The sequence below is a fragment of the Roseomonas sp. KE2513 genome, from assembly GCF_016107305.1.
Lineage (GTDB): Bacteria > Pseudomonadota > Alphaproteobacteria > Acetobacterales > Acetobacteraceae > Roseomonas.
Genome location: NZ_RCVR01000019.1, coordinates 45,621 through 67,743, shown reverse-complemented (window position 1 = coordinate 67,743; position 22,123 = coordinate 45,621). Strand labels below are relative to the sequence as shown.

Sequence of the window (22,123 nt, the reverse complement as noted above, 5' to 3'; positions counted from 1 at the left end):
GGGCGGAACGCGGCGCGCTTGCAGTGAGGGCCCCGATGGCGCAGATCGCGGGGCGTGCTGCACCTCATCAAGCTGGCCGTGGGGCCGAAGGACGTGGAGGCGATGCGCCGCGGCCAGGCCGCGCGCGCCGGGGGCCCGGAGGGCCTGCGCCACGTCACCCGCATGACGCCGAAGCGCGCGCCCGAAATCCTCAAGGGCGGTTCCATCTACTGGGTGGTGGCGGGCGTGCTGCGGGTTCGGCAACGGATTGTCGCGATCGAGCCGGTTCAGCGGGCGGACGGCACCGCCGCCACAGCGCTCGTGCTGGAGCCCGGGCTGGTGGAGGTGCATCCGCGCCCGATGAAGCCCTTCCAGGGCTGGCGCTACCTTGAGGCCGCGGCGGCCCCGCCCGACCTCGCGGTTGGCGAGGTGGGGACAGAGGGAATCGAGGACCTGCCGCCGAAGCTGCGCCGCGCCCTGCTCGATCTCGGGCTGCTCTAGGGCCCGCCTTCGCCCCGGCGTGACGTCCGCGCGGCCGCGTGCTAGGGGCGCGCCTCGCCATGGCCCGTACCTCATGCTCAAACGGCTGACGCGCCATCCGCGCTTCCTCTCCCTGGCCGCCCGGCTGCTGGGGCTCTACGTCGCCTTCGCCTTCCGCACGACGCGCTGGACGCTGGCCGCCGATGCCGCGACCGAGGCGCTGCGGGGTGGGCTGGCAGAGGGGCCGGTCATCCTCGCCTTCTGGCACGAGCGGATCACCCTCGGCCCCGGCCTCTGGGTGACCATGCGCGGTCGCATCCCGGCGCTGGCGCCCAAGCACCCGCAGGTCCTCGTTTCCCGCCACCGGGACGGCGTCTTCATCGGCGGCGTCGTCGCGCGCTTCGGGCTCGAGACGATCCACGGCTCCAGCGACAAGGGCGGCTCCTCCAAGGGCGGCAGTGCGGCGCTGCGGACGATGCTGCGGGTGCTGCGCGGGCGGGGCGTGGTCGCGATCACGCCGGACGGGCCGCGTGGGCCGCGGCGCGTGGCGGCGACGGGGGTGGGGCAGCTCGCCGCCCTCTCCGGCGCGCCGGTCTTCACCTATGGCGCCGCGACCACGCGCTGCATCCGCCTGCGCTCCTGGGACAAGGGGGTGATCCCCCTGCCCTTCGCGCGCGGGCTGATGGTGCTGCTGCCACCCTTCACCGTGCCGCCCGAGGCCGCCGAGGCCGGGCGCGCCGCGGTGGAGACCCTGCTGACCGAGGCCTGCGACGCGGCCGATGCCTGGGCCGAGGCCGTCCGCCGCGGCACCGGCGCGGAGGCCGCCCTGGCGGCGGCGCGGGCGCTCGCCGGCCGGGCGCCGCCCGTGCTCGCGGCGTCCCTTCCGGCCGGGGCCGCTCTCCTGCCGAACGAGGCGCGGCCGGCTTGAGCGACCTCTCCGACGGCGGCTGGCGCGCCGCCCTGCCGTTGGCCGCCTGGCGCGGCGCGACCCGCCTCGGCGCCGCGGTCCTGCCGCTCTGGCTCGGCCATCGCGCCCGGCGGGGCAAGGAGGATGCGGCACGCCTGCCCGAGCGGCGCGGCGAGGGCGCGGACCGCCCGGCGGGGCCGCTGCTCTGGCTGCACGGGGCGAGCGTCGGCGAGAGCCAGTCCGCCCTTCCCTTGCTGGAAGCCCTGGCCGAGGCGCGGCCGGACCTGCACTTCCTGCTGACCACCGGCACGCTGACCGCGGCCCGGCTGCTGGAGGCGCGGCTGCCGGCGGCGCTGCGCCCACGGCTGCGGCACCGCTTCGTGCCGCTCGACGTGCCCGCCTATGTCGCCCGCTTCCTGGATGGCTGGCGGCCCGACGCCGCGGTGCTGATCGAGAGCGAGATCTGGCCGAACCTCATTCTCGCGGCCGAGGCGCGCGGCGTGCCGATGGCGCTGGTGAACGCGCGGCTCTCGGCGGGCTCGGCGCGCGGCTGGGGGCGGCTGCCCGCGGTGGCGCGGCGGCTCTTCGGCGCCTTCCGGCTGGTGATCGCCCAGAGCGAGGCGGATGCGGCACGGCTGCGGGTGCTGGGGGCGGCGGAGGCGCAGCCCTGGGGCAACCTGAAATTCGCCGCCCGCCCCCTGCCCGCCCCCGGCCCGGCGCTCGCGGCGTTGCGTTCGGCCATCGGCGGGCGGCCGGTGCTGCTGGCCGCGAGCACCCATCCGGGAGAGGAGGCGCAGGTGGCGGCGGCGCATGCCGAACTGCGTACGCGCCTTCCGGGGCTGCTGACGATCCTCGCCCCGCGACACCCGGAGCGCGGGCCGGCCCTGGCGCGCGAGCTGGCGCCCTCCACCGGGGCGGAGGCGGTCGCGCTGCGCTCCGCGGGCGCCCTGCCGGGCACGGCCACGGAGCTCTACGTCGCCGACACAATCGGGGAGCTGGGCCTGCTCTATCGCCTCGCGGGCGCGGCGCTGATCGGTGGCTCGCTGGTGCCGCACGGGGGGCAGAACCCGTTGGAGGCGGCACGGCTGGGCTGCCCGGTGCTGCTCGGCCCGCATACAGAGAACTTCGCGGCCATCGCCGAGCGCATGGTGGGCGCCGGCGCGGCCCTGCGGGTGGCCGATGCCGCCGTGCTGGCCGAGGCGGCGGCGGCCGTGCTAACGGATGCCGACCGGGCCCGGTCCATGACCTCGGCCGCCGCCCGGATCGCGGCGGATGCCGGGGCGCTGCCCGAGCGGATGGCCGCCGCGATCGAGGCCCTGCTGCCCGAACCCGACCCGCAGGGGGATCCGGTGCGGGAAGCCACAGGTTCCACAGGATAAGGACGCCCGACGGCACCATGCGTGCCCCCGATTTCTGGACCGGGGATGGCAGCGGGATCGCGCCCTTCCTCCTCTCCCCCCTCTCGGCACTCTACGCCGCGGCGACGGCCCGCCGCGTGGCCAAGCCCGGCTGGCGCGCCCCGGTGCCCGTCATCTGCTGCGGCAACGCGACCGCCGGCGGTGCGGGCAAGACAAGCCTCGCCCTCGATATCGGCATGCGGCTGGCGAACCGCGGGGTGGCGGTGCACTTCCTCACCCGCGGCTACGGCGGCACGCTGCGCGGCCCCCTGCGGGTGGAGCCCGGCCGGCACGACAGCGAGGCGGTGGGCGACGAGGCCCTGCTTCTGGCGGCCGAGCGGCCGACCTGGGTGGCGGCCGACCGCGCCGCCGGCGCCCGCGCGGCGGTGGAGGCCGGCGCGCAGGCCCTGGTGATGGATGATGGGCTGCAGAACCCGACGCTGGAGAAGGATCTCTCCTTTCTCACGATCGACGGCTCCTACGGCTTCGGCAACGGGCGGGTGATCCCGGCGGGCCCGCTGCGCGAGCCGGTCGAAGCCGCGGTCGCGCGCGCCCAGGCGGCGGTGCTGATGGGGGCGGACGAGCACGGCGCCCTGGCCCGGCTGCCCTACGCCCTGCCGGTGCTGCGGGCGCGCACGGTGCCCGGGCCGGAGGCCGCGCAGCTCGCGGGCCAGGCGGTCTTTGCCTTCTGCGGCATCGCCAACCCCCGGAAGTTCTTCACCACGCTCTCGGAGGCACGGGCGATCATCGCTGGCCGCGCGGCCTATGCCGACCACTATCCCTACGATGCCGGGGACATGCGGGAGTTGCTGGCCGAGGCAGACCGGCTGCGGGCGATCCCCGTGACGACGAAGAAGGACTTCGTGCGCATCCCCCCCGCCTTCCGCGCGCGGGTGACGGTGGTGACGGTGACGCTGGCCTGGGACGAGCCGGCGCGGCTGGAGGCGATGCTGGACCCGCTGGTGGCACGGGTGCCGATCCCGGCCTGAGGGTTGGGGAAGGCGCAATCGAGAATGCTTCCCGATTGCGTCTAACCGCATGTTTTCTCTCTACTTTCGCTTCAGGGCCGCACGGTTTACGAAGGGGCCATGAAGCGTTTCGAAGATCTGTCCGAGGCCGAGACCCTCGCGCTGGCCATCGCCAACGAGGAGGAGGACTCGCGCATCTACGCGACCTTCGCCATGCGGCTCCGGGCCGACTTCCCCGCCACCGCCGCCGTCTTCGACGGCATGGCTGAGGAGGAGGGCGGGCACCGCAACCAGTTGCTCGCCCTCTATGAGCAGAAGTTCGGCAAGGAATTGCCGTTGATCACCCGCCAGGACGTGCGCGGCTTTCTTCGCCGCAACCCCGTCTGGCTGGCCGAGGAGTTGCGGATCGAGGTGGTGCGGCGCCAAGCCGCGGTGATGGAGCTGGAGGCCGGCGAGTTCTATTCGCGGGCGGCGGAGCGCGCGCGGGACACTGAGGTGCGGCGGCTGCTGGGCGATCTCGCCCTCATCGAGAAGAAGCACGAGGGCGTGGCCGAGCGGCTGACCGAGACGCACCTGACGGAAGCCGCCGTCGCCGGGGAGGACGCGACCGCGCGGCGGCTGCTCGTGCTCCAGGTGGTGCAGCCGGCGCTGGCCGGGCTGATCGATGGGTCTGTCTCCACCCTCGCGCCCATCTTCGCCGCGGCCTTCGCCACCCACTCGCCGCACGAGACCTTCCTCGTCGGCCTCGCGGCCTCGGTCGGCGCGGGGATTTCGATGGGGCTGACCGAAGCCATGTCGGATGACGGGGCGATCACCGGGCGGGGCCGGCCCTGGATCAGGGGCCTCGCCTGCGGCGTGGCGACGGCGATCGGCGGACTCGGCCATACCCTGCCCTACCTCATCCCCGACTTCTGGACGGCGACGGCGGTGGCCGCCGTGATCGTGGTGCTGGAGCTGATCGTCATCGCCTGGGTGCGCTGGCGCTACATGGAAACCCCCTTCGGCGCCGCGCTGGTGCAAATCGTGCTGGGCGGCGTGCTGGTGCTGCTCGCGGGCATCCTCATCGGCAGCGGGTGAATCCTGCTGCGCCGCAACGAAAACCGTTGCGGCGCGATAAGGGACCATGCGCCTCCTGCCGCTCCTGGCCGTCCTGCTCGCCGCCTGCACGACGGCGCCGCCGCCGCCCGCCGGCGGCACTCCGGCAGAGCGGCCGCGCCCCGGCGGAGCGGGCGCCGCCCGGCTCGTCGCCGCGGCCGAGGGCGAGTGGCGGAACTGGGGCTCGATCGCGGTGGAGGGCTGGCCCGTCGCGCTCGACCGTACGCCGGACGCGACGCCCGCGCTCTTCGACCGGCTGATGACCTACTGGGCCGCGACGCCGGAGGGGCCGGAGGTGATCGCGGGCCACCAGCACTTCCGCGACACCATCAACGCGCCGGTGGCGGCCTCGGCCTCGCTCGACCCCGTGTCAGGCCTGCCCTTCGAGGTGGTGCCGGCGAATGTCGCCATCTCCTCCTACAACACGCCGGCCTGGTCGGCGGCCTTCGTCAGCCACGCCATGGCCTCGGCGGGGGTGCCGCGGGCGGAGTTCGACCCCTCGGCCAGCCACGCACTCTATGTGGATCGGCTGATCGCGATGGCGCTCGCGGATCCCGAAGGCGCGGCCTTCCTGCCGCGAGGCCTCGCGGAACGTGCGCCGCGCCCGGGAGACCTCGTCTGCGCCGACCGGTCGGCGGAACCACTGGCCGATTGGACGGCGAGGCTGAGCGAGAGCGGCCGCTTCCGGCCCATGCACTGCGACATCGTCGTGCGGGCGGGCGGTGGCTCGGTGGACCTCATTGGCGGCAACGTGCTCGACGTGGTGCTCCGCCGCCGGCTACCGGCCGATACGGAGGGGCACTTGATGCAGGCGCCGCCCGACCGGCCGCCCTTCTTCGTCGTCTTCGAGAATCGGCGCTAGGTGAGGTAGCGCCCGCGCAGGTGCGCCATGAAGGCGTCCGCCTCCAGCGGGCGGCCGGTTGCTGCGCGCATCAGGTCCTGAAAACCGAGGCGCGAACCCTGGCCGTGGACATGGGCACGCAGCCAGCCGAGCAGCGGGGCGAAGTCGCCGCGGGAGAGGGCCTCGTCCACCCCCGGCACCGCCGCCCGCGCCGCCGCCATCAGCTGGGCCGCGGCCATGGCGCCGAGCGTGTAGGAGGGGAAGTAGCCGAAGGCGCCGTCGTGCCAGTGGATGTCCTGCAGGCAGCCGCGGCGGTCGTCGGGCGGGGTGATGCCGAGCAGGCGGCCCATCCCCTCCGCCCAGGCGCCGGGGATGTCGGCCACGGCCAGCTCGCCGCCGATCAGCGCCCGCTCCAGCCGGAAGCGGAGGATGACGTGGGCGGGGTAGGTCAGCTCGTCCGCCTCGGTGCGGATGAAGCCGCGCTCCACCCGGCGCCAGAGGCGGGCGAGGTTCTCCGGGGCGTAAGGGGTGGGATCGCCGCCAAAGGTCCCGTGCAACTCGGGGCCGAGCCAGGAGAGGAAGGCGTCGGAGCGGCTGGCCTGCATCTCGATGATGAGGCTCTGGGATTCGTGGGCGGCCATGCCGGCGGCCTCGCCTACCGGCTGGCGAGACCAGGCCCCCGGCAACCCCCGCTCGTAGAGGGCGTGGCCGGTCTCGTGGAGGATACCAAGCATCGCCTGCTCGAAGCTCTCGGGCACGTAGCGGGTGGTGATGCGGACATCCGTCGGCGTGCCGCCGCAGAAAGGGTGCAGGCTCTCGTCCAGCCGGGCGTGGTCGTAGTCGAGTCCGACACGCTCCGAGAGGCGGCGGCCGAGGGCGCGCTGCACCTCCGTCGGAAAGGGCCCCTGCGGGTGGACCGGTGCGGGGCGGGCGGCCTGGATCGCCTCGGCGCGCGGCAGGGCCTCGGCCAGGAAGGCCTCGTAGGCGGCGAAGATCGGCTCCACGTCGGCGGCACCGATGCCCGGCTGGAAACCGTCCATCAGCGCGTCGTAAGGCGAGAGGCCGGTCGCAGCGGAGAGGGCGGCCGCCGCCTCGCGCTGCAGGGCGACGACGGTTTCCAGCGCCGGGCGCACGGCCGCGAAGTCGGAAGCCGCGCGGGCGCCGCGCCAGATCTTCTCGCAGGCCGAGTTGGCCCGCGCCATGCCCTCGACGAGATCGGCGGGCAGGGCGGTGGCGCGCCGATGGGCGCGGCGCATGAGGGCGAGGTTGGCCCCATCCCACTCGCCCTCGGCCTCGGCAGCGGCGAGGTCCCCGGCCACCTCCGGCGCGACGAGCATCGCGTGGGAGACGCCGGCGAGGACCGCGAGCTGCTCCCCGCGCGCCGCGCCGCCGCCGGGCGGCATCATGGCCGAGGCGTCCCAGCCGAGCATGGCCGAGGCCTCTCCGATGGTCGCGATGCGGGCGAAGCGATCCTTCAGGCGGGCATAGGGCTCGTTCATGTCTCGTCCTTGCGGAGGGACCAGGCGACCAGCACGCCGACCAGGGAGGCGGCGAGGCCGTACCAGGTGATGGCGTAGCCGAGATGGGAATTGGGCGGGCGCGGCAGGGTCTGGGCGCCCTGAGGCAGGGCATCGGGCGAGGCACCCGGCGGCGCGAGCGCCACCAGCAGGTCCGGCGTCACCGCGGACAGGCCGAGGGCCGCGCCGATGGCGCGGGGGTCGGCGGTGTAGAAGCGGCGGCCGGCGGTGTCGTCGGTGGCGGCGAAGAAGTCGCGGTCCTGCGGCGGGGAGACATAGCCGGTGACGCTGACCGGCCCGTCCGGGCGGGAGATCACGGCGCCGCGGCGCTCCAGCGGAACCCAGCCGCGATCCACGAGCACGGTGGGGCTTCCCTCCCGCTCCAGCGGCGTAACCAGGCGGGTGCCGAGGACGGGCCCGCGCACCTCCACGCCGAGAATGGCCTCAAGGTCGTAGCGGAAGCGCCCGCTGGTCTCGACCTTGGAGAAGGGCTCGGGCGTGTCGGTCAGCGGCACTGGCGGTCCGGCCTCAGCCCGGGCGATCGCCGCCAGCAGATCCGTCTTCCAGTAGAGGCGCCGCACCTGCCAGGTGCCGAGCCCGAGGAGGATGGCAAGGACCGGGATGGAGGCGAGGACGGCCGGGAGGATTCGCCGGGCGCGGGGCGACATGGCGGGTCTTTCAAACGACGAACCCCGCCCGGCAGGCCGAAAGCTCGGCAGGCCGGACGGGGTTCGCTGATGCGGTAAGGGGCTTCAGTGCTGGGCGATCTCGCCCGCGCCGAAGAGATAGATGCAGATGAAGAGGAACAGCCACACCACGTCCACGAAGTGCCAGTACCAAGCGGCCGCCTCGAAGCCGAAGTGACGCTTCGGCGTGAAGTCCCCGCCCCAGGCGCGGATGAGGCAGACGAGCAGGAACAGCGTGCCGACGATCACGTGGAAGCCGTGGAAGCCGGTGGCGAGGAAGAAGGTGGAGGGATAGATGCCGCCGCCGGAGAAGGCGAAGGGCGCCTCGGAATACTCCACCGCCTGCAGGAAGGTGAAGAACAGGCCAAGGACGACGGTGATCGCCAGGCCCTGGAGCATCCCCTTGCGGTCGCCCTCGATGAGGGAGTGGTGCGCCCAGGTGACGGTGCAGCCCGAGAGCAGCAGGATCATCGTGTTCAGGAAGGGCAGGCCGAAGGGATCGAAGGTGTGGATGCCCTTCGGCGGCCAGATCGCCGTCTCGGCGCCCGCCACATGTTCCGGATAGAGCGCGAAGTGGAAGTACGCCCAGAAGAAGGCGACGAAGAACATCACCTCGGAGGCGATGAAGAGCGACATGCCGTAGCGCATGCCGATCCGCACGATCGGGGTATGGACGCCCGGCTGCTTCGACTCGCGCACCACGTCCCGCCACCAGAGGGTGGCGGAGGCCAGGGTGCCGACGAGGCCCACGCCAAACATCCAGTGGATGTTGTAATGCGCCCAGAGCACGATGCCGAAGAGCAGCGCGCCGGCCGAGAAGGCGGAGAGCAGCGGCCAGGGGGACGGGTCCACCAGGTGGTAGGGATGCTTGTGCGGCGGCGGCGGCTCGGAGGCGTCGATCGCCATGCCGGCCGTGGTGGTGTCGAGAGCCATAGCGCGTCCTGGTGAAGCGGGACCGAGCCCGTTGATGGCCTGGGGCTGGGCCCCCTTTGGGTAACGCGGGACCGGGGCCCCGGGCGTGCGTTGCATCAATCCCGCAAACCGCCCCCGGGATCAAGGGCAGGGCCGGTAATCTCGGCGCGCGGCCGCGCCCGCCGCGGGCGGTCAGCGCGTCGCGGTCGGGGGCTCGGCCATGCGGCCGACATGCGGCCCGGCGCTCGCGAGCGCCCCGGTGCGCTCCGCGTCCGCCAGCGTGCGGAAGAAGGTGTAGCTGAGGGTGATGGTGCGGATGTCCCGGGTCTCCGGGTCCTTCGCCATCTCGGGATCGACCCAGAAGCTGACGGGCATCTCGACGGACTGGCCGGGCTGGAGGGTCTGGGCGTCGAAGCAGAAGCAGGCGGTCTTGTGGAAATACTTGCCGACCACCTCGGGCGTCACGTTGTAGGTAGCGACCCCCTCCACCGGGCGGTCCGCCCGGTTGGCAGCACGGTAGAAGGCAAGCCCGGATTCACCGAGATGGACAGGCATGGCCTTCTGTGCCGCCTCGAACTGCCAGGGCAGCGAGGGATGGGTGGTGGCGTTGAAGCGGACGGTCACCTGCCGTTCGACGGCACCCGGCGCGGCCGGGCCGCCGGTCTGCACCGTGCCATTGTAACCGGTGGCCTTGCAGAAGGCGGCGTAGAGCGGGACAGCGGCGAAGGAGAGGCCGACCATGCCGACCACCGTCCCGAAGGCCGCGATGGCGATGCGCCGGTTACCCTGTGCCCGCTGCTTGTTCGCGGGCGGGGGCGTGGGCTCAGATCGCGGGAAGGGCGCTTCGGGCATGGGGCGGAAATGGTCCTCCCGGAGCCGGCCTCAAGAGACGGAGGAGGTCAGCTTGGCGATGGTGATGAAGAAGAAGATCGCGACGAGCACGATCAGCAGCACGAGCATGCCGATATTGCGCCCGCGGCGGCGGCGGTAGAACTCCGCCTCCTCCTCCTTGGACATGGAGGGCGCTTCGACGGGAAGTTGGGGCTGGGGCATCAGAGCAGGCCCGCCACGCGCAGCCAGTGGTCCACCGCCAGCGCCCCGAAGAGGCCGGCGAGGTGGAGCAGCGAGAAGCGGAAGGCCTTACGAGCGGCGGCATCGCCCTGAAGGCTGATGCCCGTGGCATCCTGCGGCTCCGTCATCACGCGCCAAGCGTGGAAGAGGAAGCCGATGCCGAGCGAAATCGCGTAGGCGCCGTAGACCCAGCCGGCGAGACCCAGCAGCGTCGGCAGGAGACCGAGCGGCGCGAGCACGACCGTGTAGAGCACGATCTGGCGCCGCGTCTCCCGCGCGCCCGACACCACCGGCAGCATCGGCACCCCGGCGCGCGCGTAGTCCTCATGCGCCCAAAGGCTGAGTGACCAGAAATGCGGGGGTGTCCAGGCGAAGACGATGGCGAAGAGGATCAGCGGCAGCACGTCGAGGTGCCCGGTGACCGCCACCCAGCCGATGATCGGCGGGAAGGCTCCGGCCGCGCCGCCGATGACGATGTTCTGCGGGGTCCGACGCTTCAGCCACATCGTATAGACGAAGACGTAGAAAAGGATGGAGCCGAGCAGCCAGGCGGCGGCCATCCAGTTTGTCGCGAGGCCCATCAGCACGACCGAGAGGCCGGCGAGGAAGACGCCATAGGCGAGGCCTGCCTCGGGCTCGATCCGGCCGGCGGCCATGGGGCGGCGCGCGGTGCGGCGCATCAGCGCGTCGATGTCGCGCTCGTACCACATGTTGATGCAGCCAGCGGCGCCCGCACCAACCGCGATGCAGAGGATGGCGACGGAGCCGAGCACGGGATGGATGTGCCCGGGCGCGACAAGCATGCCGACGAGGCCGGAGAAGACCACGAGGGTCATCACGCGCGGCTTGAGCAGCGCGAACCAGTCGCGCAGCTCGGACCAATCGGTGGAAACGGCGAGGGGGGCCGTGGCCCCCCTCCTCATCAGGTCACTCATGGTGACGCTCCATATCGTTCCCTCGCGGCGGACCGCAACCGGGAAGGTGCCCCTGTTACCGAATGCGAGGCAGTTCGTCGAAGGTGTGGAAGGGCGGGGGAGAGGAAACCTGCCACTCCAGCGTCGTCGCACCCTCGCCCCAGGGGTTCGCCGCGGCCTTTTCCTTGCGAATGAAGGTCAGGACAACAACCCAGATGAAGAGCAGGAAGGAAGCGGCCGAAATATAGGAGCCGATGGAAGCCACCAGGTTCCAGCCCGCAAAAGCGTCGGGATAGTCCGGGTAGCGGCGCGGCATGCCCTGGGCGCCCAGGAAGTGCATGGGGAAGAAGGTGATGTTGACGCCGATGAAGGTCGTCCAGAACTGCACCTTCCCCCAGAACTCCGGGTACTGGTAGCCGCTCATCTTGCCGATCCAGTAATAGAAGCCGGCATAGATGCCGAAGACGGCGCCCAGCGACAGCACGTAGTGGAAGTGCGCGATGACGTAATAGGTGTTGTGCAGGATGACCGTCACGCCGGCATTGGCCAGCTTCACGCCCGTGACGCCGCCCACCGTGAACAGGAAGACGAAGCCGATGGCGTAGAGCATGGGCGTGCGGAAATCGAGTGAGCCGCCCCACATGGTCGCAATCCAGGAGAAGATCTTGATGCCCGTGGGCACCGCGATGATCATCGTGGCCGCCATGAAGTAGGCCCGCGTGTCCACCGAGATGCCGGAGGTGAACATGTGGTGCGCCCAGACCACGAAGCCCACCACGCCGATGGCGACCATGGCGTAGGCCATGCCGAGATAGCCGAAGATCGGCTTGCGGGAGAAGGTGGACAGGATGTGGGACACGATCCCAAAGGCCGGCAGGATCATAATGTAGACTTCGGGGTGGCCGAAGAACCAGAAGAGGTGCTGGAACAGCACGGGGTCGCCGCCGCCCTCGGGCCGGAAGAAGGCGGTGCCGAAGTTACGGTCGGTGATCAGCATCGTGATGGCGCCGCCGAGCACGGGCACGGACAGCAGCAGCAGGAAGGCCGTGACCAGCATCGCCCAGACGAAGAGCGGCATCTTGTGCAGCGTCATGCCGGGGGCGCGCATGTTGAAGATGGTGGTGATGAAGTTGGCCGCGCCCAGGATCGAGCTGGCACCCGCGAGGTGGAGCGCGAAGAGCGCCATGTCCATCGAGGGGCCCGACTGGTAGGTGCTGTCCGACAGCGGCGGGTAGATCGTCCAGCCGGCGCCCGCGCCCTGGCCGACGAACATCGAGCTAACGAGCAGCATGAAGGCCGGCACGATCAGCCAGAACGAGATGTTGTTCAGCCGCGGGAAGGCCATGTCCGGCGCGCCGATCATGATCGGCACGAACCAGTTGCCGAAACCGCCGATCAGGGCGGGCATGACGACGAAGAACACCATCACCAGCCCGTGGGCCGAGACCATGGCGTTCCAGGCCTGTCCACCGGAGAAGATCTGCATCCCCGGCTCCTGCAGCTCGATCCGCATCAGGATCGAGAGGGTGACGCCGACGCAGGCCGCCACCACCGAGAAGATGATGTAGAGGGTGCCGATGTCTTTGTGATTGGTCGAGAACAGCCAGCGGGAGACGAATCCCGGGGCGTGGTCGTGATGGTCGTCGTGGCCGCTATGGGCCGTGTCGTGCGCGGCTTGCGCCATGGTCTCTCTTCTTCCTGTCAGGCCGCCTTACCGGCGGACCTCCACGGAGGGGGTATCAGCCACCGCGACCGAAGTGGCGCGGTCGCGCTCAGGCCAGCCGGGGGCAGCGCCCTCGGCGAACTTCTGCTTCGCCTCGGCCGCCCAGGCGTCGAACTCGGCCCGCGGCACGGCACGGACGGCGATCGGCATGAACCAGTGGTTGTTGCCGCAGATCTGGTTGCACTGGCCGTAGAAGGTGCCCTCGCGGTCGGCGCGGAACCAGGTCTCCAGCGTACGGCCGGGGATGGTGTACTTCTGCACACCGAGGCTCGGCACGAAGAAGGAGTGGATCACGTCGTGGCCGGTGGTGATCACGCGGATTGTCGCGCCCACGGGCACCACCAGGGGGTTGTCCACCGCCAAGTTGCGCAGCTGGCCCGGGCGGAGGTCACCCTCGGCGATCGGGTAGCTGTCGAAGTTGAAGTTGCCGTTATCCGGGTACTCGTAATGCCAGTACCACTGACGGCCCTGCACGTTCACGGTCATGTCCGCGTCCCGGGCCCGGTCCTCGTAGTAGATGAGGCGGAAGGAGGGGATGGCGATGACGAGCAGGATCAGCACCGGCACGACGGTCCAGGCGATCTCGAGCACGGTGTTGTGGCTCGTGCGGGAGGGCTGGGGGTTCCGCTTCGCCGCATAGCGGAAGATCACCCAGGCCAGCAGCGCGGCCACGAAGATCGTGATCCCGATGATGATGTAGAGCACGAGGTCGTTGAAGTCGTGAATCGCCGCCTTCACCGGCCCGAAGGCCGGCTGCAACCCCATAGCCCAGGGTTCGGGAACGCCGAGCGCCTGGCCCGCCGGGGGCGACTGCGCGAAGGCGCCGCTCCCGGCCAGGAGCATCATGCCCAGGGCTGTCGATAGGGCCCGGGTCTTCGAGAAAATCCGCCGCATTCCGCCGTCCTGATCCGGTGTTCCGCAGGCCGCGCCACGCACGCCCGGCGGCCACGCGCCGCTTCACTGTCCCGTCCCGGCGCAGAGCGCGCCGGCTTGTACCGCCCCCGCGCACGGGAGGGTTCTCCGGCGACACTAATCACGCGGCGCCGCGCCGCACAAGATTGGGCGGAAACGCCCTTCGGGAAGGGCCCACGCCAAGAGTGGGATGATGTTAATCCCACGGGGTGCAGCCCGCAGCGAAAGCGCCTCAGCCGGGCGAGGCGACCTCGCCTTCGGACTCCCCCTCGGCGCCGTCCTCGGTCACGTGGTCCACCATGTCGGTCAGCATGGAGCGCACGTGCTGGTCCATCACCGCATAGAAGACCTGACGGCCGCGCCGGTCCGCCTGCAGCAGCCGCGCCGCGCGGAGCAGGCGCAGGTGGTGCGAGACGAGGCTGCCGGAGATGCCGATGCGCTCCGCCATTTCCCCAACCGCGGCAGGAGCATCCAGGCAGGCGAGGATGATACTGAGCCGCGTGGGATCGCTCATCAGCCGGAACATCTCGGCCAGCTCCACCACCTGGTCGTCGCCGATCCTGCCCCGCACTGCTCACCTCGCCGCCTTCAGGCGCGGAGTCTCGGGGGCCGCGGGCGTTCTGTCCAGGGCGCGTTGCGCCCTGCCAGGAACGGTTCGCCTAGTGGGTGACGGAGAGCAGCCCGGAATGCCGGGGGCGGCGCCAGGGGGAGAAGCGGCCGGTCCAGCCAACATCAGCGCGCGACCCGGCATAACCCTCCATCGCGCGGCGCGCCTTGCCGGATAGAGCAACCGGCCGGCCGGGCCCAAACAGCAGGCGCTCCAGGAAGCCGCTGCGGGCGGAGACGATGTCGGCGCCATCCCGCAGGGCAGAGAGTGTCTCATAGGCCCAGCGCGGGGCGACCGGCGCGGCCGCGTCGGCCAGCAGCACGGGAAGGTCCGGCGCACCCAGGGCAGCCGCCCATTCGGCAGCCAGCCGAGCGGCGCCAGGTGCATCAGCCGGCGCCTCGACGCGCAGCGGGAAGGGATAGTCGGCCACCATCCCGCCCACGGCCGCCAAAGCCTCCGTCACCGGCGAGGCGAGGATGAGGACGGCCAGGGCGCCACGGGCTACCGGCACGCCGCACGCCGCGCGGGAGTGGGCAAGCGAGAGGAGGAACGAGCGCAGCCCCGGCAGATCCTGCGGCCCCACCGAAACGCAGACGACGGCGACAGGCAGGCCCGCACCCGGTGCCGCCGGGCGCGCGTTCCCGGGCTGGGCCGCGGCCCAGGGGAGGTCGGTGCGGATCGAGGACCGGTGGAGGGCGGTGGCCATGGTGTCCATACTGGGAGTGAAGACCGATCAGTCTTACATTTAGCTTAACGCGGGCCGGGCATTTCGGTTCCAAACCGGGTTTCATCCCCTCGCTTCCCCTCAGCCCTTCCCCCGACCGCCTTCCCGCGCCATCTGACCCGCATGCGCAGACGTCTCCTCGCCGCCCTCCCACTTCTGTCCTTGCTGCCACCCGCGGGCCCGGCCACTGCCCAGGGCGCGGCCCTCTCGGCGCGGGACCGCGCGGATGTCCAGCGCGTGGAGGCCTACCTCAACGGCCTGACCACGCTGCGCGCCCGCTTCATCCAGATCGCCCAGAACGGGGCGACGGCCCAGGGAACGGCGCTGATCTGGCGGCCCGGGCGCATGCGCTTTGACTACGACCCGCCGGAGCCGCTGCTGCTGATCGCCAATGCCGGGCAGTTCATGCACTACGACAAGGAGTTGCGGCAGCCCTCCATCGTGCCCGTCGGCTCCACGCCGCTCGGCATCCTCCTGCGGGAGCGAATCGTGCTTTCGGGCGATGTGACCGTGGCGGGGGTGCAGCGCGAGGGCGGGCTGTTGCGGGTGACGGTGTACCGCACCGCGAACCCGGCGGAGGGGCGCATCACCCTCGTCTTCGCGGAAAGCCCGATGGAACTGCGGCAGTGGCTGGTGGTGGATGGCCAGGGGCGCACCACCCGCGTCACCCTCTCCGCCATCGAAACGGGCGTGCGGCTGGACCGGGCCGTCTTCGACTTCAATGACCCGCGTTTCCAGGCCGGCCCCGTTGACAACAATTAGTCGTGTCCTTGGGCTTCTGGCGCGCGTGAGGTCCCTGAGTAGCGCAAGCCCGGTGGGGCAATGCCGCTAAATCGGTGCGGCCGGCGGGCCACAGGCATGGCGCGCAGGCCAGATCGACCGGACTTGCGTCGCTTCTGCCTTGAAACTGACATGCTGCCGTTGCGACATAGGCAGCATGAGGCCCCTGATTGGCATTTCCTGTTGCATCAAGCCTTTCGGCCCCACGGGGATGCCGAACCACGCTGCATCGGATCACTATGTCCGGGTGGTGCTAGGCCCAGTCGGCGGGATGCCGGTGCTGCTTCCCGCCGCAGGCGAGGAGGTCTCGCGGGAACTCCTCTCGCGGCTGGACGGCCTGTTGCTGACGGGCAGCCGGTCGAACGTCTGCCCGGTCTACTATGATGGCCCTTGCCATGCGGAGGGCACGCCCGAGGACCTAGCGCGGGACGCAACCACCCTTCCCCTCATCCGCGCGGCGGTGGCCGAGGGCGTGCCGCTCCTCGCGATCTGCCGCGGCTTCCAGGAGCTGAACGTCGCCCTCGGCGGCTCCCTCGACCAGCGGATCCAGGACATCGACGGCCGGATGGACCACTCCACGCCGAGCGACCAGACGCTCGCGCGGGTGAAGACTGGCAAGGCCCACCCCGTGCGCGTTGCACCGGGAAGCGGCCTCGCTCACCTCTGGGAAGGCCTCTCCTACGATCCGGCGGCCGTGCCGGTGAACTCCCTGCACAATCAGGGCGTGGCCCGGGCGGCGCCGCGGCTGCGCCCCGAGGCTTGGGCAGCCGACGGCACGATCGAGGCGGCGAGCATTGAGGGCGCGCCGGGCTTCGCGGTGGGCGTGCAGTGGCATCCTGAATATGACTGGGAACGGGACCAGCTCTCCCGCCGGATCTTTGATCGTTTCGGCGAGGCCGCGCTCCAGTTTGCGGAGCGGCGTCGAGCCGAAAGCGAGTTTCCGATGTCTGTGGCAGCGGAATAGTTACGAATTCGATTGTATGTTCTGTGGGAAAACTAAGGGGCTCACGCTGCTGTGATTGCAGCCGGGGGAGTCCGCTTTGCATTCCACCTGTGGATATTGGTAATGTTGCGTCGCTGGTGACGAGCCAGTGGTGGCTGGCCTCCCCTGCCGGCTCACCCGACCAATAAGGTAATCCGATCGGAAAGTAGCGTACGGCGCCCGGTGACCCCCCTTACCGGGCGCCACTTTTTTCCGGCGCGGGATCCGGCATTCACGCGGCCGGCTCGGCTATTCGGCTCCCCTCGACCGGCCTATACCCTCGGGCGATCCCTGAACCGGACCCCCTGCCCATGGCCGACTACGTCATCGCCCCACCCGCCGTCGCGGCCCTGCCCGTGCGCGGCGGCGGCCTCTTTCCGGTGCGTCGCATCTTCTGCGTCGGCCGCAATTATGCTGAGCACGCGCGCGAGATGGGCAGCGACCCCGACCGCGAGCCGCCCTTCTACTTCACCAAGCCTGCTGACTCGATCGTCATCAACGGCGCCGACATGCCCTACCCGAGCGAGACGAAGGACCTTCATCACGAGATGGAGCTCGTCGTCGCCATCGGCGTCAGCGGCAGCGACATCGCCGAGGCGGACGCGCTGAACCATGTCTGGGGTTACTGCGCCGGTCTCGACATGACCCGCCGCGACCTACAGAACGCCGCGAAGAAGACCGGCCGCCCCTGGGACATGGGCAAGGCCTTCGACCACTCCGCCCCGCTCGGCGAACTGGTGCCGGCCGGCTCCATCAATCCCGGCAAGGGACTCATCGAGCTGAAGGTGAACGGCCAGGTCCGCCAGACCTCCGATCTCTCGAAGATGATCTGGGCCGTGCCGGAGGTGATCGCGAACCTCTCCCGCCTCGTGAAGCTCGAGCCCGGCGACCTCATCATGACCGGCACGCCCGAGAACGTGGCCGCCGTGCAGCGGGGCGACCTGCTGGAGGGCGTGATCGAAGGCGTCGGAACGGTCACGACCCGCATCGTCTGATGGCGGCACTCTCCTCGGCGGCCGCGCCGCTTCGCGTGGCCACCTGGAACATCAACTCCGTCCGCCTCCGCGCGCCGCTTCTTGCCGGCGTTGTGGAGGCGCTCGACCCCGACGTCCTCTGCCTGCAGGAGACGAAGACGCCGGACGAGCACTTCCCCCACGAGGCCGCGGCCGCCCTCGGCTACGAGCACCGCGTCATCACGGGGATGAAAGGCTACAACGGCGTCGCCGTCCTCTCGCGCCACCCGCTGACCGTTCTTCCTGATGGGCAGGACTGGTGCGGCAAGGGCGATTGCCGCCACCTCGGCGTCTCCGTGGACCTGCCGGGCGGGCCGGTCGAGGTGCACAACTTCTACGTCCCCGCCGGCGGGGACGTGCCCGACCCGGCCGTGAACCCGAAATTCGCCCATAAGCTGGACTTCGTGGCCGAGGTGACCGCCTGGACCGCCGGGCGCGGGCAAGCCAGGCGCGCCGTGCTCGTTGGCGACCTGAACATCGCCCCGATGGAACACGACGTCTGGAGCCACAAGCAGATGGCGGGCGTCGTCTCGCACACGCCCGTCGAGGTGGAAGCCATCACCCGCTGGCAGGAGGCGGGCAAATGGTACGACGCCCTCCGCCACTTCGTGCCGGCGGAGGAGAAGCTTTACACGTGGTGGTCCTACCGCGCGAAGGACTGGCGCGCGGCGAACCGTGGGCGACGGCTGGACCATGTCTGGGTCAGCCAGGATCTGGCGCCGGGCCTGAAGCGCCACGCGGTGCTGAAGGATGCGCGGGACTGGGTCCAGACGAGTGACCATGTTCCGGTGCTGGTGGAGATTGCGGTTTAGGAACCGGCCTGGAGAGGGCCCTGCCCTCTCCAGACCTCACCCGCCAGGGGTCTGAGGCCCCTGGCCCCCTGTTTGGCTTCGCGGGCGCGGTGGTAGAGGCCGCTTCTTAGGCTGCGCCCCTCCCGGGCGTGCCGTCGCCTCAGATCCATGACCCGGAGCGCACCGGTCGTAGAACTACCCGAAAAAGTAGAAGAGGATGATGGTGAGAGGTTTGCGGAGAGGAAAAACTCCTCCTTCCTGTCCCCAGGTCAAAGCGAGAAGCGCGGAGGCTCAGCGAGTGTACCGCCCCTAGCCTGGTCAGGCCTCGGTCGGATCGTAGCGCAGCCCTTGGGTCTCGAAACGCGTCATGTAGTTCACGAGGTAGGTCACCACCGCCTCCGCGATCCGGTCGCCCTTCTCCTTGGTCGCGCGGGCGGGCGCGCCGGTCGCGCCATGGTGCGTCAGTTCGTCAAAAGTCCAGATTTCCTTCATCAGCGGGTCCACCTTCGGGACCATGCCGCGGGCCTCGGCCATGTGCATCAGGTCGGGGAACAGGCTCAGCCCGATCGAGGTCTCGACCTCCCCGGCATGGCCCCAGCCGTTCCAAACCTCGAACAGGTCCTTCGGCAGCATGTGCGGGACGACCACCCACCAGTCGAGAACGGCGAGCGACATCTCGGGATGAGCGACTTTGACCTCTCGCGCGGCGATCTCGGCGCAGGGGATGTTGCCGTCATGCCCGTTGAGGATGAGGACGCGGTGAATGCCCCAGTGATGGAGGGACAGGATCATGTCCTTCAGCACCCGCACCTGCGTGTCGCTGGAGAGCGAGATGCAGATCGGCTTGTGCCGGTAGTGGTCGCTCATGCCGAAATTCAGCGGTGGCAGCACGAAAGTGGAGCGCAGTTGCTCGGCCGTGCGGATGGCCAGGGCGTGGGCCGTCAGCGCATCCGTGCCGAAGGGCATGTGGTCCCCATGGCTCTCGCAGGCGCCGATGGGAATGATGGCGGCCGTGAAACCGCCCTCCTCGAACAGCTTCGTGTTCAGGTGTTCCAGCCGGACCTGCCGCATGGCGTTCCTTCCCGCAGGATGTCGCCCGGCCCCGGGATGGGGGCCGGGCGGCCATCATGCGCTCAGGCCGTCCGGTCAGCCATGACCGGCGCCGAGGCATTGGCCAGCGCCGCCTGCGCCGCCGCCAGCCGCGCCACCGGCACGCGGTAAGGCGAGCAGGAGACGTAATCGAGCCCAACCGTCTCGCAGAACTGGATAGAAGCCGGGTCGCCGCCGTGCTCGCCGCAGATGCCGAGCTTGAGGCCCGGCTTAGTCGCCCGCCCCTTATCCGTCGCGATCTGCACGAGGGCGCCCACGCCGTCCACGTCGATGGAGACGAAGGGGTCCTTCGGCAGGATGCCCTTCTCGACGTAGAAGGGCAGGAACTTGCCGGCATCGTCGCGCGACAGGCCGAAGGTGGTCTGGGTGAGGTCGTTGGTGCCGAAGGAGAAGAAGTCGGCGGTTTCGGCGATCTTGTCGGCCAGAAGGGCCGCGCGGGGCAGCTCGATCATGGTGCCGACGAAGTACTCGATCGTCATGCCCGCCTCGGCGAAGACCTCCTTGGCAATGCGGTCGATCTGCTCGTGGCTGATCTCCAGCTCGCGCTTGGTGGCCACCAGCGGGACCATGATCTCGGGCACCGGGGCCGCGCCAGCCTCCTTGGCGACGAGGATCGCCGCCTCGAAGATGGCGCGGGCCTGCATCTCCGCGATCTCCGGGAAGGTCATCGCCAGGCGGCAGCCGCGGTGGCCCAGCATGGGGTTCGCTTCCGAGAGGTCAGCCGCCCGGCGCTTCATGGTGGAGAGGTCGGCGCCGAGGCTCGCCGCGACCTCCGCCAGCTCCTCCTCCTTGTGGGGGAGGAATTCGTGCAGAGGGGGGTCGAGAAGACGGATCGTGACCGGCAGGCCGGCCATGATGCGGAACAGCTCCACGAAGTCGTCGCGCTGGAAGGGCAGCAGCTTGGCCAGGGCGTCGCGGCGGCCGCCCTCGGTCTCGCTCATGATCATCTGCCGCACGGCGGAGATGCGCGCGGGGTCGAAGAACATGTGCTCGGTGCGGCAGAGGCCGATGCCCTCCGCACCGAACTTGCGGGCGGTGTCGGCGTCGAGCGGGGTCTCGGCGTTGGCGCGCACCTTCAGGCGCCGGACCTTGTCGGCCCAGCCCATCAGAGTCTCGAAATCGCCCGAGAGCTTCGGCTCCACCATGGCCACGGTGCCGGCGAAGACCTCGCCGGTCGCGCCGTCGAGGGTGATGGTCTCGCCCGCCCGCACCTGCACGCCGCCGGCGGCAAGAATCTGAGAGGAGTAGTCCACCACCACGCCGCCGGCGCCGGCCACGCAGGGCCGGCCCATGCCGCGGGCCACCACCGCCGCGTGGCTGGTCATGCCGCCGCGGGTGGTGAGGATGCCGCGGGCCGCATGCATCCCGTGGATGTCCTCGGGCGAGGTCTCGATGCGGACGAGGATGACGCTCTCGCCCTTGGCGGCGCGCGCCTCCGCCTCGTCGGCCGTGAAGACGACGACGCCGCTGGCCGCACCAGGGGAGGCCGGGAGGCCGCGGGTCAGCAGCGTGCGTTTGGCGTTCGGGTCCAGCGTCGGGTGCAGGAGCTGGTCGAGCGAGCCCGGGTTCACGCGGCGCACGGCCTCCGCCTGGTCGATCAGCCCCTCATTCGCCATGTCCACGGCGATCTTGAGGCTGGCCGCGGCGGTGCGCTTCCCGTTGCGGGTCTGCAGCATGTAGAGCTTGTTGCGCTGAACGGTGAACTCGATGTCCTGCATGTCCGCGTAGTGCTTCTCGAGCGTCGCGCGCACGCTCACCAGTTCGGCATAAGCGGCGGGCATGGCCGCCTCCATGCTGCGCTCGCCGGGCTTGGCGCGGGCCTCGCTCATTGGCTGAGGCGTGCGGATGCCCGCCACCACGTCCTCGCCCTGCGCGTTGATGAGGTACTCGCCGTAGAAGACGTTCTCGCCGGTGCTGGGGTCGCGGGTGAAGCAGACGCCGGTCGCACAGTCGTCGCCCATGTTGCCGAAGACCATCGCCTGGACGTTCACGGCCGTGCCCCAGGTGGCGGGGATGTCGTGCAGGCGGCGATAGGTGATGGCGCGCTGGTTCATCCAGGAGCCAAAGACCGCGCCGATCGCACCCCAGAGCTGGTCGTTCGGGTCCATCGGAAAGTCGGCACCGGTGACCTCGCGGACCATGGCCTTGTACTCGCCGGCCACGCGCTGCCAGTCCTCGGGGGAGAGCTGCGTGTCCTCGTGGACGCCGCGGGCGAGCTTCACCTCCTCGATGATCTCCTCGAAGCGGTGGTGGTCCACGCCCAGCACCACGGAGCCGTACATCTGGATAAAGCGGCGGTAACTGTCCCAGGCGAAGCGGTCATCGCCCGAGGCGGCGGCCAGGCCGCGCACCGTCTCGTCGTTCAGGCCGAGGTTGAGCACCGTGTCCATCATGCCGGGCATGGAGACGCGGGCGCCCGAGCGGACGGAGACGAGCAGCGGATTGGTCGCGTCGCCGAATCGTGCGCCGACCGCGGTCTCGACCCGCGCCAGGGCCTCCTTCACCTGCCCGGCGAGGTCGGCGGGATAGGTCTGACCGTTGGTGGTGAAGTAGGTGCAGACCTCGGTCGTGATGGTGAAGCCAGGGGGCACGGGAAGGCCGATCGAGGCCATCTCGGCCAGGTTGGCGCCCTTGCCGCCCAGCAGGTTCCGCATGTCCGCGCGGCCGTCGTTCCGGCCGGCTCCGAAGCCGTAGACCCAGCTTGTCATGACCTG

At 70.5% G+C, this 22,123-nt stretch carries 22 protein-coding genes; 10 read left to right on the top strand and 12 right to left on the bottom strand.

Annotation, left to right across the window (positions count from 1 at the left end; all coding sequences use genetic code 11):
* The first annotated feature begins 54 nt into the window (after positions 1 to 54).
* From D9599_RS18660 to D9599_RS18635, 6 genes are all read left to right on the top strand, one after another.
* Positions 55 to 480, top strand: a complete 426-nt coding sequence (locus D9599_RS18660; protein ID WP_198382794.1) for a DUF1489 family protein — start codon at positions 55 to 57, stop codon at positions 478 to 480.
* Positions 481 to 553: 73 nt separating this feature from the next.
* Positions 554 to 1,387 (top strand): lysophospholipid acyltransferase family protein, encoded by an 834-nt coding sequence (locus D9599_RS18655; RefSeq protein ID WP_198382793.1) that lies wholly within the window; start codon positions 554 to 556, stop codon positions 1,385 to 1,387.
* Positions 1,384 to 2,745, top strand: coding sequence for a 3-deoxy-D-manno-octulosonic acid transferase (locus D9599_RS18650; protein ID WP_232480665.1), 1,362 nt, complete (start codon positions 1,384 to 1,386; stop codon positions 2,743 to 2,745). Before D9599_RS18655 ends, D9599_RS18650 begins: the two co-directional genes overlap by 4 nt.
* Before the next feature lie 17 nt (positions 2,746 to 2,762).
* A complete protein-coding gene (gene lpxK, locus D9599_RS18645; RefSeq protein WP_198382792.1) occupies positions 2,763 to 3,752 on the top strand; it encodes a tetraacyldisaccharide 4'-kinase in 990 nt (329 codons plus the stop codon).
* A 99-nt stretch (positions 3,753 to 3,851) separates the two neighbouring features.
* The gene (mbfA, locus tag D9599_RS18640; RefSeq protein ID WP_198382791.1) at positions 3,852 to 4,808 is read left to right on the top strand and encodes an iron exporter MbfA; all 957 of its coding nucleotides are present in this window, start codon (positions 3,852 to 3,854) and stop codon (positions 4,806 to 4,808) included.
* A 46-nt stretch (positions 4,809 to 4,854) separates the two neighbouring features.
* A complete protein-coding gene (locus D9599_RS18635; protein ID WP_232480664.1) occupies positions 4,855 to 5,688 on the top strand; it encodes a DUF2272 domain-containing protein in 834 nt (277 codons plus the stop codon).
* On the opposite strand, the gene D9599_RS18630 is transcribed toward D9599_RS18635, so the two are convergent.
* The 10 genes from D9599_RS18630 to D9599_RS18585 form a co-directional block, all read right to left on the bottom strand.
* Positions 5,685 to 7,166, bottom strand: coding sequence for a carboxypeptidase M32 (locus D9599_RS18630; RefSeq protein WP_198382790.1), 1,482 nt, complete (start codon positions 7,164 to 7,166; stop codon positions 5,685 to 5,687). The genes D9599_RS18635 and D9599_RS18630 overlap by 4 nt on opposite strands.
* Entirely contained in the window at positions 7,163 to 7,852 is a 690-nt protein-coding gene (locus D9599_RS18625; RefSeq protein ID WP_198382789.1) for an SURF1 family protein, read from the bottom strand. The genes D9599_RS18630 and D9599_RS18625 overlap by 4 nt, the downstream gene beginning before the upstream one ends.
* 84 nt (positions 7,853 to 7,936) lie before the next feature.
* A complete protein-coding gene (locus D9599_RS18620; protein WP_198382788.1) occupies positions 7,937 to 8,803 on the bottom strand; it encodes a cytochrome c oxidase subunit 3 in 867 nt (288 codons plus the stop codon).
* A 171-nt stretch (positions 8,804 to 8,974) separates the two neighbouring features.
* The gene (locus D9599_RS18615) at positions 8,975 to 9,634 is read right to left on the bottom strand and encodes a cytochrome c oxidase assembly protein (protein ID WP_198382787.1); all 660 of its coding nucleotides are present in this window, start codon (positions 9,632 to 9,634) and stop codon (positions 8,975 to 8,977) included.
* Positions 9,635 to 9,664: 30 nt separating this feature from the next.
* Positions 9,665 to 9,799, bottom strand: a complete 135-nt coding sequence (locus D9599_RS31975) for a hypothetical protein (protein ID WP_255531607.1) — start codon at positions 9,797 to 9,799, stop codon at positions 9,665 to 9,667.
* A 35-nt stretch (positions 9,800 to 9,834) separates the two neighbouring features.
* Entirely contained in the window at positions 9,835 to 10,788 is a 954-nt protein-coding gene (locus D9599_RS18605) for a heme o synthase (protein ID WP_198382786.1), read from the bottom strand.
* Positions 10,789 to 10,843: 55 nt separating this feature from the next.
* Positions 10,844 to 12,451 (bottom strand): cytochrome c oxidase subunit I, encoded by a 1,608-nt coding sequence (gene ctaD, locus D9599_RS18600; protein WP_198382785.1) that lies wholly within the window; start codon positions 12,449 to 12,451, stop codon positions 10,844 to 10,846.
* A gap of 27 nt (positions 12,452 to 12,478) precedes the next feature.
* Positions 12,479 to 13,384 carry a cytochrome c oxidase subunit II gene (gene coxB, locus D9599_RS18595; protein ID WP_198382784.1) on the bottom strand — a complete coding sequence of 302 codons (906 nt, stop codon included), beginning with the start codon at positions 13,382 to 13,384 and terminating at the stop codon, positions 12,479 to 12,481.
* 250 nt (positions 13,385 to 13,634) lie between these two features.
* A complete protein-coding gene (locus tag D9599_RS18590; protein WP_198382783.1) occupies positions 13,635 to 13,973 on the bottom strand; it encodes a metalloregulator ArsR/SmtB family transcription factor in 339 nt (112 codons plus the stop codon).
* A gap of 88 nt (positions 13,974 to 14,061) precedes the next feature.
* Positions 14,062 to 14,715: a hypothetical protein gene (locus D9599_RS18585; RefSeq protein WP_198382782.1), complete on the bottom strand. Its 654-nt coding sequence runs from the start codon at positions 14,713 to 14,715 to the stop codon at positions 14,062 to 14,064.
* Positions 14,716 to 14,856: 141 nt separating this feature from the next.
* On the opposite strand from D9599_RS18585, the gene D9599_RS18580 reads away from it, so the two are divergent.
* The 4 genes from D9599_RS18580 to D9599_RS18565 all read left to right on the top strand — a co-directional run bounded on the left by D9599_RS18580 (position 14,857) and on the right by D9599_RS18565 (position 18,320).
* Positions 14,857 to 15,495, top strand: coding sequence for an outer membrane lipoprotein carrier protein LolA (locus tag D9599_RS18580; RefSeq protein WP_198382781.1), 639 nt, complete (start codon positions 14,857 to 14,859; stop codon positions 15,493 to 15,495).
* A gap of 175 nt (positions 15,496 to 15,670) precedes the next feature.
* Positions 15,671 to 16,477, top strand: coding sequence for a gamma-glutamyl-gamma-aminobutyrate hydrolase family protein (locus D9599_RS18575; RefSeq protein ID WP_198382780.1), 807 nt, complete (start codon positions 15,671 to 15,673; stop codon positions 16,475 to 16,477).
* Positions 16,478 to 16,806: 329 nt separating this feature from the next.
* Positions 16,807 to 17,490, top strand: coding sequence for a fumarylacetoacetate hydrolase family protein (locus D9599_RS18570; protein WP_198382779.1), 684 nt, complete (start codon positions 16,807 to 16,809; stop codon positions 17,488 to 17,490).
* Positions 17,490 to 18,320 carry an exodeoxyribonuclease III gene (locus D9599_RS18565; RefSeq protein ID WP_198382778.1) on the top strand — a complete coding sequence of 277 codons (831 nt, stop codon included), beginning with the start codon at positions 17,490 to 17,492 and terminating at the stop codon, positions 18,318 to 18,320. The genes D9599_RS18570 and D9599_RS18565 overlap by 1 nt, the downstream gene beginning before the upstream one ends.
* Before the next feature lie 297 nt (positions 18,321 to 18,617).
* Here D9599_RS18565 and D9599_RS18560 read toward each other — a convergent pair whose 3' ends face one another.
* Positions 18,618 to 19,370, bottom strand: a complete 753-nt coding sequence (locus tag D9599_RS18560) for a creatininase family protein (protein ID WP_198382777.1) — start codon at positions 19,368 to 19,370, stop codon at positions 18,618 to 18,620.
* A gap of 62 nt (positions 19,371 to 19,432) precedes the next feature.
* Positions 19,433 to 22,117 (bottom strand): pyruvate, phosphate dikinase, encoded by a 2,685-nt coding sequence (gene ppdK / locus D9599_RS18555; protein WP_198382776.1) that lies wholly within the window; start codon positions 22,115 to 22,117, stop codon positions 19,433 to 19,435.
* Positions 22,118 to 22,123 lie beyond the last annotated feature (6 nt).

What these genes read in the sequence shown, in the direction of transcription:
- ctaD (WP_198382785.1), bottom strand. Translation starts at nt 12,451, where the DNA reads ATGGCGCAAGCCGCGCACGACACGGCCCATAGCGGCCACGACGACCAT.
- D9599_RS18655 (WP_198382793.1), top strand. Translation starts at nt 554, where the DNA reads ATGCTCAAACGGCTGACGCGCCATCCGCGCTTCCTCTCCCTGGCCGCC.
- D9599_RS18615 (WP_198382787.1), bottom strand. Translation starts at nt 9,634, where the DNA reads ATGCCCGAAGCGCCCTTCCCGCGATCTGAGCCCACGCCCCCGCCCGCG.
- D9599_RS18625 (WP_198382789.1), bottom strand. Translation starts at nt 7,852, where the DNA reads ATGTCGCCCCGCGCCCGGCGAATCCTCCCGGCCGTCCTCGCCTCCATC.
- D9599_RS18630 (WP_198382790.1), bottom strand. Translation starts at nt 7,166, where the DNA reads ATGAACGAGCCCTATGCCCGCCTGAAGGATCGCTTCGCCCGCATCGCG.
- D9599_RS18580 (WP_198382781.1), top strand. Translation starts at nt 14,857, where the DNA reads ATGCGCAGACGTCTCCTCGCCGCCCTCCCACTTCTGTCCTTGCTGCCA.
- lpxK (WP_198382792.1), top strand. Translation starts at nt 2,763, where the DNA reads ATGCGTGCCCCCGATTTCTGGACCGGGGATGGCAGCGGGATCGCGCCC.
- D9599_RS18570 (WP_198382779.1), top strand. Translation starts at nt 16,807, where the DNA reads ATGGCCGACTACGTCATCGCCCCACCCGCCGTCGCGGCCCTGCCCGTG.
- D9599_RS18585 (WP_198382782.1), bottom strand. Translation starts at nt 14,715, where the DNA reads ATGGCCACCGCCCTCCACCGGTCCTCGATCCGCACCGACCTCCCCTGG.
- mbfA (WP_198382791.1), top strand. Translation starts at nt 3,852, where the DNA reads ATGAAGCGTTTCGAAGATCTGTCCGAGGCCGAGACCCTCGCGCTGGCC.
- D9599_RS18605 (WP_198382786.1), bottom strand. Translation starts at nt 10,788, where the DNA reads ATGAGTGACCTGATGAGGAGGGGGGCCACGGCCCCCCTCGCCGTTTCC.
- D9599_RS18620 (WP_198382788.1), bottom strand. Translation starts at nt 8,803, where the DNA reads ATGGCTCTCGACACCACCACGGCCGGCATGGCGATCGACGCCTCCGAG.
- ppdK (WP_198382776.1), bottom strand. Translation starts at nt 22,117, where the DNA reads ATGACAAGCTGGGTCTACGGCTTCGGAGCCGGCCGGAACGACGGCCGC.
- D9599_RS18560 (WP_198382777.1), bottom strand. Translation starts at nt 19,370, where the DNA reads ATGCGGCAGGTCCGGCTGGAACACCTGAACACGAAGCTGTTCGAGGAG.
- coxB (WP_198382784.1), bottom strand. Translation starts at nt 13,384, where the DNA reads ATGCGGCGGATTTTCTCGAAGACCCGGGCCCTATCGACAGCCCTGGGC.
- D9599_RS18565 (WP_198382778.1), top strand. Translation starts at nt 17,490, where the DNA reads ATGGCGGCACTCTCCTCGGCGGCCGCGCCGCTTCGCGTGGCCACCTGG.
- D9599_RS31975 (WP_255531607.1), bottom strand. Translation starts at nt 9,799, where the DNA reads ATGTCCAAGGAGGAGGAGGCGGAGTTCTACCGCCGCCGCCGCGGGCGC.
- D9599_RS18575 (WP_198382780.1), top strand. Translation starts at nt 15,671, where the DNA reads ATGAGGCCCCTGATTGGCATTTCCTGTTGCATCAAGCCTTTCGGCCCC.
- D9599_RS18635 (WP_232480664.1), top strand. Translation starts at nt 4,855, where the DNA reads ATGCGCCTCCTGCCGCTCCTGGCCGTCCTGCTCGCCGCCTGCACGACG.